Source organism: Methanosarcina sp. MSH10X1 (genome assembly GCF_004099695.1).
In the GTDB taxonomy this organism is placed as follows: Archaea; Halobacteriota; Methanosarcinia; order Methanosarcinales; family Methanosarcinaceae; genus Methanosarcina.
In genome coordinates, this window is sequence record NZ_SCHL01000010.1 from 68,315 (window position 1) to 80,857 (window position 12,543).

Here is a 12,543-nt window from a genome sequence, read left to right on the forward strand (position 1 = left end):
TTTAGGAGAACGTTTTATTAAAATGGCAATTTAAAAAATCAAGGAACGAGGTCAATCCAGTCAATGGATCCGGGTTTATACATCAGTAATTCTTCTTCACTGCCACTTAAAACATGATTTATGATTGTCTCTATATCCTGACCTGTTTCTTCAAGGCTTTTTCCTGTTGTATCGATTTCAAAAACCTTCTCACACCATTCAAAGGCTTCAACCAGAATCACATCAAGAGCCTCAGCCTCAAGATTTTCTTTTATCTTCTCTTCCGAATAACCCCTTGCTTTCAGCCTTATTTTTAATTCCGGCGGGCGTGTCCTGAGTATAATTACGGTATCCGCAATGTAATGAGCAAGATGGCTCTCAAGAATTATTACCTCATTTTCCCTTCCACAAATAATCTCTTCAACGCGCTGTCTGACAAATTCCATATCTGCAATGACAGCATCTCTTTCCTCATCAATCTCAGTGTAAAGGTGTTCCTCTTTGATCAGGTCGTTAAGATGGATTACTTTCCAGTGTCTTTTGCCTTCCAGAAGCTTGCTCACTGAGGTTTTTCCAGTACCCGGTGTACCGGTGAGTCCTATTAACATGGAGAAAAGAATGGATTTATATCAATTATACTTAATGCATCCTGAAAAAGCATTTGATAAAATATTGCTGGGAAGATTATTTGTGAAAAGTATTGACACCTATATTCAGGCATGCAACTGTTTTTTATCAGCCCTGAAGTCTAACCTTTATTTTTTCCACGGCTTCCTGAGCTGGTATAAAATAAAAAAGAAGCGTTTTTAGGATAGCTTTCTGACAGATTTCAGAATAGCTTACTGTGAGAATCTGCCCGGAAGCGAATTAATTTTTCCTAAAATGAGAAGAGGCTAGAAAAACCTCAGCCGAAATCTCATAACACGCCAGTCTGAATAGTATTGGCAAATCTACGATAGCTTTTTTCTATCCTTATTTCATTATGCAGGCGAACCCTTTAGAACCATTTTATTTTTTCAAAGTTCCGATAACAGGAAAATCCTTAAATATTTCAGGCCCATGAGGTGCCTCGTCCATCTCCTCGGTAAGGTCCTTCCCTGAGTCATGAAGTCCCTGGTGAGTGCCACCGTCCCATAGATAACTGTCCGAAACATCATAGACCTGGCCCTGGTAGGCAATATACATCTTGCCGTTTTGGCCATTGTACTCTGCAAGTTCTTCAATTGTGTATTCCTTCATTTCCTATACCTCCATTCTAATCTTTAAAACTAGCTTGCTAGCTGCCTCTAATTCAGCTAAAGTCACACATTTAACATTTTTAACATTTCATTGACCTCAGTAGTAGGAAGCTGACATTCATAGTTCTGACAAACGTATGCAGTAGCCTTCCCTTCTATAGGGGTCTGCTCTTTCGTATATGCTGCCAGATCTGTAATCTCAGGATCTTTTCCTTCAGGTCTGAAAATAAGCACTTTATTGGGAATGAAATAAGCCCGGAGTTCTTCGAGCATATGTACTGTGTCCGGCGACTCATGCTTTCCGACAATTACCACCTGATATGTCGGGCCCAGACCAAAGTCAAGCGCTGACAAAAACTGAGCATATCCTGATGGTATCTTCCTGATGAGCTTTGAGAAAGCACGCTCCAACCCCTGAGCTCTGTCTTCCAGTTCTGGATCCGCAGTCACTCTGGCAAGCCGAAGAAGATTCAGCATCTCAACAGAGTTTCCAGATGGTATGGCCGCGTCCGCAAACTCTTTTTTCCTGAAAATAAGCGATTCGCTGTCGTCAGCAGTAAAGAACAGCCCGCCCTGAATGGGGTCCCAGAAGTGCTCAAGAAATTCCTTATTGAGGCAAAGGGCTGCTTTAAGATAGCGTATTTCGAAGCCGGCCTCGTAAAGGTCCAGAAGTCCGTTAACCAGAAAAGCGTAATCGTCGGCAGTCCCGGAGATTCCGGCTTCCCCTTCTCTGTATCGGTGAAGCAGTCGTTTCTCGGAACTGTAAAGAGTCTTTAGAATGAAATCCGCAGCATTCGAAGCAGCCCTCAGATATTTCTCCTCCCCAAAGATCTGGAAACCTTTTGCAAAAGCTGTAATCATAAGTCCGGTCCAATCGGTCAGGATCTTGTCATCTTTTGCAGGCCTTTTACGTTCGTTCCGGGCTGCCAGAAGTTTTTCTTTAGCCAGTTTCATCTGGCTCTTAACTTCATCAGCGGGAATTCCCAGCTCGGCAGCAACGGCTTCCAGGGAGCGGGGCAAATAAAGAATATTGGTTCCGGTCTTTCTGCCTCTTATTTCCTCTTCAAAGTTACCTCCTTCCTTGAGATTAAACGCCTTTATAATCAGTTCGGCATCTTCAGGGCTGAGCACACTCTTGATCTCTTCTAAAGTCCAGAGATAATATCTTCCCTCCTCCCCTTCAACATCGGCATCTTCCCCACAGTAAAACCCACCTTGCGGAGATGTCAGATCTCTTAATACGTAATCAAGAACTCCCTCTGCTGCTTCTCTATAGAGGCTCTTTCCTGTAACCTGGTAAGCTTCCGTATATGCGGTTGCAATAAGAGCCTGGTCGTACAACATCTTTTCGAAATGGGGGACAATCCACATATTATCCGTAGAGTAACGGTGGAAACCCGAACCCAGGGGGTCATGGATTCCTCCCCTGTACATATTCTCCAGAGTGTATTCGACCATATGGAGAGCTTCAGGATTCCCGCTGCGTCTCCAGTAACGGAGTAAAAAAAAGAGCTTGTGCGGTGTAGGGAATTTTGGGGCTCTTTCAAAACCTCCGTATTCGTTATCAAAAGAGCTCAATAGTTCTTCATAAGCCTCCTCTATTATTGACTCTCCTATGCCCTCTCCTGCTGATTCGGAGATCATATTCTGGATAGTAGATGTGATTTTTTCAGCTGAATCAAGCACTTCTTCATGCTGTTTGTTCCAGATTTCTTCTATTCTGGGTACAAGTTCGAGCATCCCTGTCTGGCTAAAACGGGATTTTTTGGGAATATAGGTTCCTGCAAAAAAAGGCTTCATTCTCGGAGTCATAATAATATTAAGCGGCCAGCCACCTCTTCCAAGGATAATCTGGCAGACCGTCATATATATATTGTCAATATCCGGCCGTTCTTCCCGGTCTACCTTTATGCAAACAAAAGCCCTGTTCATGAGCCTTGCTACCTCTTCGTCCTCAAAAGACTCATGCGCCATCACATGGCACCAGTGGCAAGTGGAGTAACCAATTGATAGAAAGATAGGTTTATTTTCCTTCCTGGCTTTGTCAAAAGCTTCTTCTCCCCAGGGATACCAGTCCACAGGATTATAGGCGTGCTGGAGGAGATACGGACTCTTTTCATTTATCAGGCGGTTCGGTTTACCGTATTCTTTTCCCAATAAGATCCCTCCGGCTTTTGTTCAGGCTTCTTTCTCTTGCCAGGTGTGCATGCTGTCTTCAGGGTTTATAGCTTTCTCTATACTTTCCCTGGCCCGTATCCTGTCAGCTAACATTGCCTGCACGCCTGAAGGGCATACAGCCGCAATTTCTCGGTCTCCGACTCGTTCGATTTCCAGTAACTTCAAACTATACTGAAAATTATCCTGAATCATAATTACAGGTATGATACCTTCCGGTTTCCCGTCCCCCTTAAAACAAGCCCTGCAGGGATGCGGATTTAACTCGATAATAGCGTCCATTCTAACTCCCCTGGTCCAACCGATTTCCAGATACCCCATTCTAAATGAATAGCCAGCTCTGGAGCGAATTGGTTTAACCCCAATATAACGATAATCTTCCTCAAGCTCCTCTTAGCCTGTAAACTGAAAAATTAGGTACAGCCAAATTTCCCCACTTTAAATATTCGTCCCCTGAATATCAATATATCGGTATTTCGGGAGATTGTTTTTATAATATACTGGAAAGTCCGGCAGGTCTCTTAAAGGTGATATATGAAGAAGGCTTCCTGAATATCTATATCCTTCCTATTTTGGTTTTCTGGACTCTATCTTAAAAAGCAATTTATAACTGAAGTAGTACTGTCTCAGGCTGCTTTTAATACAATTGTGTTTTGCAGAATACTTTAGGAAATCCCCTGTTTTTTTACTGGCTGAAGCTGTCCAATCTCTTCGTGTTTTTCTCCGTGCTTTCCCAGTTCCAGGAAATTTACAACTTTCGAAACTCTGTATGATTGTTCCTGTTTTTTTTCGGCTTTTCTGGCCTGATATACCCTGATAGAGCGAAGGAGATCGATTTTCCGGAATTCTGGCCAGAAAGGAACACAGAAATAGGTTGCACACTCGCTTCCGTTAGCCTGCCAGGGAAGGAAATTCGAAACCCTTTCATCACCGCCAGTTCGGATAATAAGATCAACATTCGGAACAGAAACTCCCGGGGCGGGGTAGAGGTGTTTCGAAATAAGGCTCTCATCTACTTCCTCAAGGGAAAGTTTTCCACTGGAAATACAGTCTGCAATATCACGGACTGCCTGAATTATGTCCTGCCTGCCTCCATAGGCAATGGCGACGTTAAGATGAAATTTCCTGTAATTTTCCGTAGCTTTTTCTATTCTTTCGATCGACTCATTGAGAAAAGCAGGCAGTTTTGACCTATCTCCTATAACGCGAACCTGCATCTCTTTTTCATGAGTCCTCGGATCAGAATAGATCTTCAGGAATTTTTCGTTGATAAGATTAAAAAGGCCGTCAACTTCCTCTTCCGAGCGCTGGAAATTTTCCGTAGAAAAAGCGTAAAGAGTAAGCTGCTTTATCCCTATCTCATAGCACCACTCAATAACCTTTTCGGTAACTTCTGCTCCCATAGCATGCCCGAAGCTCCGGGCTCTTCCCAGCTGCCCCGCATACCTGCGGTTCCCGTCCATAATTACAGCTACGTGATGTGGAATCTCTGAATTCAGAATATCTATCTCGAGTCTTCGCTCATACTCACGATAAAACATACTGAATATGCGGTTTTTCAAAAAACGAAGCCCCGCTCGGAAGATTCCCCTGTTCCAGGGGATTTCTTTAAGATTATTTATACACTCTCCTCCTGAGATATCCTGATATGAGAAGTACCCGCGTAAATTCTCTCCAATGGAACCTAATTACCTTTTCTTACTCAAGATATTAATATTTCTTTTGCTTAAGAAATCTCTTTGTCGCAAAAGATTACTGACTTTATCCTGTCTATTTGCACATCCTCTCTTGTTACATTTTACACTGAAAAGATAGCAGCAGACCTGTGTATTATGTGCAACTATATACAGGCTTATATACAGTCTTGTATGCAGTCTTAGATAACTGATTCAAGTTTTAATGGATTTCCCCACGAATTCTCTCCTGGGAATTCTCTAAAATGACTAACCGAATGAACTTTGACCGGGAAATTTATACTTTTCGGAGTGTTGCTGATATTAACTATATTTGTCATCACATGGACTCATACAATCTCAACGTTTATTTATATGGTATCAATATTTTCGCTATGCATCGGATCTTATCTCTATGAGCGTATGTACGCAACTAAACGCGACTCCGCCAGAATGAGAACAGATATCTTTCTCTGTATACTTTCTGTATTGATATTAATCTACCACTGGACGGACCCAAGATATCCTTTCAGTGAGACAATAGTAAATGGGCTGGGAAACTCATTATCAACTGAGGCAAAGTTCTTGGGAAGGAGTGCGATTTCGAATTCAGGAGATTCTTTCTCCTCTATTCTTGATATTTTCGGTTTTCTCATCTTTATTTTTTTCGGGGTAATTGGAAGTTTTCATAGCTTATCAAAAGAGTATCAAACCAGAACTAAGGTATCCCTTGTCTTAATGATTGTGGTATTATTCGGAATCTTCTTTACTTTTCCTGTAATGGGAGTCCGAAATATCGTACCTTTCAGATGGCCGGCGTTCATATATACAACTTTTGTATTGTTTTTTGGGATCGGAATCATCAAAACAACCAGCACTATTAACGGTAGATTTCGTAAAGCTGCTTTTATCTCTATCCTACTTATAATATTTTCATTCTTTATGATAACTAATTCTATGGCAAATATGGATTCTCCCATCTATGGAAAAAGTTTCAATCAAAAACTGATCTGGACTGAATCTGAGCTCGGGATGTGTGTAAAACTTAACAATTCTTATGACGATATAATCCTGACAGATGCCCAGACAGTCAGTAATATATTTCAAATATACTTATCCAGAGACAGAATCGGAGAGTATGCAGTTACTCCTGAGGGAACCTTAGATTGGGAGCGTACGGCAAACAGAATGTTAATCTGGAGAAAAATTAGTTTAGATCGGCCTATCAGAGTTCAATATGTTCCTAAACTGTTACTTGGTCCTTCTTTTAAACACGCCCTCGATAACAATTATCATGCAATATATGATAGCGGATATGCCAGGACATACTTAGGAGTTAAAAGGATCTGAGTTTTAACAAGTATATTCCGGAACAGCAGACACTATTTCATATTTAATCTGTTCCTGAGTATCTGATAGAGACAGGACTAGCGTAATAGTTATATCCGTATCATCTGGAGTGATTTTAGTGTGGTACAACTGATCACGCTGGAATAAATTCTCGAAGCCTCCAGATTTCTAATCTCTTAGTTTTTACTTCAGATTAAACAGAATACCGAAGCAAGATCAAAAACCTGCAGTCAGTCCATATATTTTCGCTGTTTCAGCAGAACAGGCAGGCAATTTGAAAATTCTCACCTAAAAACAGATAGCAATAAAAGTGGCTCAGTAGTTTTCAAGCACGGAGCCGACAATGTTTTTATAGCTTTCTTTCAGGGAATAGACGTTGTGATCCCCGGTAACATTTATGCTCAGGATCCCGAGCCTTGTATTCATGAGCCCGACCATAGCCGACACTCCCCGGTAGCTTACCTCAAAATTCCCTTTATCCAGGTAATCGTAAACTTCACCGGTGGTGAACTTGTCTCCGGTCAGGAAGAGATTGAGCACAACCTTGCGTATCCCGTTTTCATCCCTGCCGAGATACTTTATCAATCTCGCTCTTACCCTTTCTTCCGCAGTTTGCAGTTTCGGACACCTCAGTTAATGATTGAATTATATTGATTTAACATTATATTACTCACTATTTTTCTACTTATAAAAATGTGCGACCTCCTAATAGGGGCGCTAAGAAACGAATACCCTATATCCTTATCGTTTATATATTTTAGGATTGCCTTTTTGAATTATTTATATAAAGTATAACTTTAATACCAACATAAGAATTTCAGAGTGCAACCGGTGACGGTGAATGATCCATGCTTTTTGCTAACTAAAATTTTCCTACTTCAATACTTAAGAAAGGGTGAGAATTGTAAAGTATGTTGAAGAAGTAAGAACTATCTATACGAAACTTAGGTTCATAAACTTGAGCATAGCGGCAGAGGCATATTACACTGAACGAGGGAACTCGTAACTGAACGGGCTCAAGCATTCCGGGATTATTTTTTCCCTATCCAATTATGAGGTAAGGCAGGAGTTTTCTTACCCTTCCTCTCATGCCCCTGTCATTCAATTTCAAATAATAAAGAACACGGAGTTTATATACTACGATAAATGGATACCGGTGAGTTATGTGCTCAATGAGAATTTAATGCTGCCATTCCTCATTTCTCTCGAATCTATCTCTTTCCTGTGGCGACATAATGATGTTCTTATCTTCCTTGTTGACCTGGACGACTACGACACATTCAATACAGCTTACCTCAACAGGATGGAACTTGAATCTCTTGAAAGGTTACGGACCGGTTATTTTAAGAAAAGGTATATTGTTTCGAGAACGGCTTTAAAACACATTGTATGCAGTATTGTCGGTGAACGGTCCGCTTCGGGCATATCCACATATAATGATAGGCATGGAAGGATCTGCATCCTTAATCACAATGAGCTGTATATCTGTGTATCTTATACCGGAAGTATGGCAGCCCTTGCGATCTCAAAAGTCGAGATAGGCATTGATATCGAACTTGTGAAAAAACTGTCTCTTAAAAGTAACTTGAGAAACCTGAGTAAGAAATTTATCTCCACGGATGAGCCCTTAAGCGAAACCGAGCTTTTAAAAATATGGACTTTGAAAGAAGCCTATTCCAAGTTCTCAAACAAAAACATGCATCTCATTTTTAATAAGGAACTGGATCTCAGCAGTGTCAACTATTGGACTTCTGTTTTAGACAACAAATACATATTCTCTGTTATAACCCATTCGGACTCGAATATCGATATAAACCGCCTTTGTAAAATCAACTGTTACTGGGACTGAGTATTTTCTATAAAATGCAGAACTTAAATTTTGCATCTGTACTATCTTTTTGCGGTCTTATATTATTCATCTGAATAACAGGGTTATACTGGTGGATGAGCCGATTATTCTATTTTTGTGAAGTAATTAATTTCTATAAACCGTATGCATCCGCGTACACTAAACTGTTTTTACTTAGATTCTTAGCTTATGTAAGTGCTTTTTGGTCATCAATAAGTGGCTCAAATTATTTATATAGTTGTATTGCCTAATTACCTGTGGGGATTCACGTTATTGTGGACATAATTGTGTTATTCACAATCAGCCGTCCGCTAAACGAAAACAAAGGGGATAACAGAACATGGAACAGATTAAGAATGATATAGTTGATTACTTGAAGGCTAATTCTTTTATGGACAACAGCAGCAGCTTGACAGATAATGATTCTCTCACTCAAAACGGCATTATAGATTCTATCGGTTTGCTTGAACTTATGGACTATATCTGTGAGAAATATTCTATTGAGATCCCTGAAGATATGCTTACACCGGAAAATTTTGATTCGTTACAGGGAATTACCAATATGATAACCAGGCTGGCGAAGTGAAAAAATATGCAGATTGATGCGTATATCACTGAGTACGCCAGAAAAACCCCTCAAAATATTGCTCTGGAAGAGGGCAAAAGTTCAATCTCCTATAGCTGCCTTGACAATGATATAAATGCCACTGCTTCACATTTGATGGATTTTGGCCACTGTCGGTTTGCAATACTGGCAGAGTCAGGCACACAATACATAAAGGTGCTCATGGCAGTATATCGATCAGCTAATATCGCAATTCCTCTGCCAATAGAATTACCTAAGTTCAGTCTTGAGAAAATCCTTGATGCTGCGCATGTCAATAATATCATAGCAACCGATGCACAGTATTCAAGATTTGGAAAGGAATTTTTTGAGCGTTTCGGAACGGTAATAGTTATTTCCAGTGATACTTCCGGAGTGATTCTGCGTAAAAAGATTGAGACCGAAAAGAACAATCCCGAACTGCGGCTGGTTCTTTACACTTCAGGCACAACAGGTACCCCAAAAGGAGTCATGTTAAGTGACAGAAACCTGGCGGCAAATGCAGAGTCAATAATAAAGGTACTTCGGATAACTTCCAGAGATAAGGGAGCACTGGTGATCTCTCCCCATCACGCTTTTGGGAATTCCATAATTAACTCCCATCTGACAGCTGGCGGCTCCATCAGGGTTGGGAATATGAATTTTATGGACCCTGTTTTCAACCTTATTGGGTCAGGCGTGTCCATATTCTATGGAGTGCCCAGTACTTACCGCATACTTCTCAAGTATCCGGATAGATTTAAAAGAGCTTTTGCAAACGTTAGAATCGCTGCATCGGCAGGCGGGGGAATGGACCGGGCTATTGTGACAGATATAAAAGAGTTAGCTCCTGATCTGGAAATTTTACCAATGTACGGGCAGACTGAAGCTACAGCAAGGCTTGCCTACCTGCCAGCAGAAGATGTGGATGAGTTCGTTGGTACTATAGGAAAAGCAATTCCGGGGGTTACACTGGATGTCTTTGACTCCAACTACCGGTCAGCAGGCTTCAATATAACGGGTGAACTGGTTGCCACGGGAGATAACATTATGCTGGGTTATCTGGACGATGAAATCGCTACTGAAAAGAGAATTATAAATGGATGGTTGCATACCGGCGATCTCGCACAGAAACTGCCCAATGGGTACATCAGACTCCTCGGGCGCAAAGATGACCTCATAAAAATCGGCGATCATCGCGTTAACCCGAGAGAAATCGAGAGAAATATAGAAGAAAATAATGAAGTTTCCAGGGTTTTTGTCGTACCCGTGCACCATGAGCTTATGGGGACTGCGATCAGTCTCATGGTCATACCTGCAGAAGGAACAGAAATAGAAAAGCTGTTTGCGTTCTGCCGAAAAAGCCTGCCAGGCTACCTGTGCCCGAGAGAAATACTATTCATTGATCATCTCCCTTTGAGCGAGAATGGGAAAATATCCAATCGATCCATTATAGAGGAATATCAACATGTCAAAGCTAGTATGTAAAAAATGTATTCTGGATTCCGATATTCCAGGTATACAGATTAATGAGGAAAACGGTCTTTGCCACTTTTGTGAGACATATACTCCCCTTACTCAGCAGGAAAAGAATGAGTATCTGGCAAAAATTGAAAAACTTTTTGAACAGTATGGGGGGAAGGGAAACTACGATGTGATTTATGCACTTTCTGGTGGGAAAGATTCATCGTATACGCTTTACAAGCTCAAAAAAGATTATCCTTTCCTTAAGATACTGGCTGTGCAGTTCGATAATGGATTTACTTCCGAAAACGCAATAATGAATGCCAAAAAAATGTGCATGATCACGGGATGCGATTATTTCCAGTTGACAATGAAGGAAGAAATTCTGCTGGACACGTTCCGAAAAGCTGCAGAGTCATACGATGCATTCCCGAAGTTCGCCAAATATCGAGCCAGTGATATATGCAACGTTTGTATCACTATTATTAAACAGAAGCTGATAGAGCAGGCAATTCTTCAAAAAGCACCTTTTATTGTATTTGCCTTTACAGCCGGACAGTCTCCTAATCCCATAATCAACCTATCAGTTAATTTTATTCAATGGTCCAGAAACTTATTTGACAAGCAGCTTCAAAAAATAGGTATTGACGATAAGGACGAATTGTTCCTTCTGAAAAAAGAGGTTCTTGAAAACATAGGTGAGAATGCTCCGAGTATCCTGCATCCTCTATGCCTGTGGGATTATAGTGAAAATAAAGTACTTGAGACCCTGCTGGAGATCGGGTGGGAACCTCCGGGAATCAACGACAGCAACTCAACCAACTGTACATTAAATTCCTTTGCCTGTTACAACCACATGGAAAAATACGGATTCCATCCTTATGCCTTTGATGTAGCAGGGCTTGTGCGAAGCGGAGAAATGCCGCGGGAAGAAGGATTTGAAAAAATTAACCAGGAACTGTCACAGCCATTAATAGAAGAGGCTGCAAGCAGGCTTAAACTGAATATAAAGAATCCACAAAAATTATCTGTTAAAGTTTAAGCTATACAGCCTGATTATTCCAGGGGGTAATATAATGCAGGTCATGGAAGAAACGAGTGTGAATATAATAGAAGCGCTCAAAGGGGATATTGATAGTATAGCTTTAAAGCTCAGGGGTTTTATCAGAGATCAGGTTACAGGTTTTAAGAAAAAAGGAGTGATTATAGGGGTATCGGGTGGAATCGATTCCGCAGTAGCACTTACCCTTTGTGTACAGGAGCTTGGAAAGGAAAATGTGTATGGCCTTCTCCTTCCTGAAGAAGAATCCGCCCCTTCCAGCAAGACTCTGGGAGCAGAAGTCTGTGAGAGCCTGGACGTGTCATATGAAGAGGTGCCTATCTCTCCTATCCTGAGATCTCTTAATATCTATGATCAGAAAGAGCAGATCATAAAAAGAACCTGTCCTGAGTACGATCCCGACATACATAAGACGTCACTGGTGCTGCCTGATTTCCTTAACCAGGGGCTGTTAAATGTCCCTTACATTCGGCTGATAAAAGACGGCGAAACCGCTGCCAGACACAGGTTGAGAGCAAATGACTATCTGGAACTGATAGGGCTGCAAAATGTCAAGCAAAGATCCAGAATGATAGTCCAGTATATGTATGCTGAAAAGTTGAACTATGCAGTTTGCGGTACAACCAACAAGACAGAACTGGCTCTTGGTCAGTTTGTGAAATACGGAGACGGGGGAGTAGATCTTGAGCCTCTGGCAGACTGCTACAAAGTCCAGGTATATGCTATGGGGAAACTGCTCAATGTCAATGAGGAGATTATAAAACGCCCCCCAAGTGCTGACACATGGAGCCATTATACAACTGATGAGGAATTCTACTGGCGTATGCCGATTCAGATTATGGACCAGCTGTTGTACGCTCAGGAGCACCAGCTGCCCTTGAAGGTGATTGAAAAGAATACAGGACTGTCCGCAGATACGATAGAAAAGGCCTGGAGGCATATCAATAGAATCAGAGATAGCACGGAATATGTGCGAGCCACGCCACCGGTTTGCTATATTAACAGGTAAACCGCGTCAATGCCGAAGACAAAGTTAAACCAGGTAAAAACCGGTGTTTCAGGGCTTTGCCTCCAGTGAAGCTCTGATTATAAGCTTCCAGAAGCGTTCTGGCAGGCTGCTGTCATGTTAGTAGCATTGTAATAATAAAGTTAATTACTAACCCAAAAGTGTA

General features: G+C 41.4%; 12 protein-coding genes. 6 read left to right on the top strand and 6 right to left on the bottom strand.

Going from position 1 to position 12,543, the window contains the following annotated elements; translation table 11 throughout:
- Nucleotides 1-38 precede the first annotated feature (38 nt).
- The 5 genes from EQO05_RS09625 to uppS form a co-directional block, all read right to left on the bottom strand.
- The gene (locus EQO05_RS09625; RefSeq protein WP_128505986.1) at nt 39-587 is read right to left on the bottom strand and encodes an adenylate kinase family protein; all 549 of its coding nucleotides are present in this window, start codon (nt 585-587) and stop codon (nt 39-41) included.
- Nucleotides 588-987: 400 nt separating this feature from the next.
- On the bottom strand, nt 988-1,218 hold the full coding sequence (locus EQO05_RS09630; RefSeq protein WP_128505988.1) for a cytochrome b5 domain-containing protein: 231 nt from the start codon (nt 1,216-1,218) through the stop codon (nt 988-990).
- Nucleotides 1,219-1,280: 62 nt separating this feature from the next.
- Nucleotides 1,281-3,374: a thioredoxin domain-containing protein gene (locus EQO05_RS09635; RefSeq protein ID WP_128505990.1), complete on the bottom strand. Its 2,094-nt coding sequence runs from the start codon at nt 3,372-3,374 to the stop codon at nt 1,281-1,283.
- 21 nt (nt 3,375-3,395) lie between these two features.
- Entirely contained in the window at nt 3,396-3,674 is a 279-nt protein-coding gene (locus tag EQO05_RS09640) for a hypothetical protein (RefSeq protein WP_128505992.1), read from the bottom strand.
- A gap of 383 nt (nt 3,675-4,057) precedes the next feature.
- A complete protein-coding gene (gene uppS, locus EQO05_RS09645) occupies nt 4,058-4,954 on the bottom strand; it encodes a polyprenyl diphosphate synthase (protein WP_205793765.1) in 897 nt (298 codons plus the stop codon).
- Between the two features lie 564 nt (nt 4,955-5,518).
- On the opposite strand from uppS, the gene EQO05_RS15560 reads away from it, so the two are divergent.
- Nucleotides 5,519-6,415: a hypothetical protein gene (locus tag EQO05_RS15560; protein WP_164888525.1), complete on the top strand. Its 897-nt coding sequence runs from the start codon at nt 5,519-5,521 to the stop codon at nt 6,413-6,415.
- Nucleotides 6,416-6,730: 315 nt separating this feature from the next.
- Here EQO05_RS15560 and EQO05_RS09655 read toward each other — a convergent pair whose 3' ends face one another.
- Nucleotides 6,731-7,000: a DUF2551 domain-containing protein gene (locus EQO05_RS09655; protein WP_048109002.1), complete on the bottom strand. Its 270-nt coding sequence runs from the start codon at nt 6,998-7,000 to the stop codon at nt 6,731-6,733.
- A gap of 598 nt (nt 7,001-7,598) precedes the next feature.
- On the opposite strand from EQO05_RS09655, the gene EQO05_RS09660 reads away from it, so the two are divergent.
- The 5 genes from EQO05_RS09660 (at nt 7,599) to nadE (ending at nt 12,380) form a co-directional block, all read left to right on the top strand.
- On the top strand, nt 7,599-8,264 hold the full coding sequence (locus EQO05_RS09660) for a hypothetical protein (protein WP_240664538.1): 666 nt from the start codon (nt 7,599-7,601) through the stop codon (nt 8,262-8,264).
- Nucleotides 8,265-8,604: 340 nt separating this feature from the next.
- Nucleotides 8,605-8,850 carry an acyl carrier protein gene (locus tag EQO05_RS09665; RefSeq protein WP_128505996.1) on the top strand — a complete coding sequence of 82 codons (246 nt, stop codon included), beginning with the start codon at nt 8,605-8,607 and terminating at the stop codon, nt 8,848-8,850.
- Between the two features lie 6 nt (nt 8,851-8,856).
- Complete coding sequence (locus EQO05_RS09670) at nt 8,857-10,335, top strand: class I adenylate-forming enzyme family protein (protein WP_128505998.1); 1,479 nt, start codon at nt 8,857-8,859, stop codon at nt 10,333-10,335.
- Nucleotides 10,316-11,353, top strand: coding sequence for a hypothetical protein (locus EQO05_RS09675; RefSeq protein ID WP_128506000.1), 1,038 nt, complete (start codon nt 10,316-10,318; stop codon nt 11,351-11,353). Before EQO05_RS09670 ends, EQO05_RS09675 begins: the two co-directional genes overlap by 20 nt.
- Nucleotides 11,354-11,387: 34 nt before the next feature.
- Nucleotides 11,388-12,380, top strand: coding sequence for an NAD(+) synthase (gene nadE / locus EQO05_RS09680; RefSeq protein WP_128506002.1), 993 nt, complete (start codon nt 11,388-11,390; stop codon nt 12,378-12,380).
- Nucleotides 12,381-12,543 lie beyond the last annotated feature (163 nt).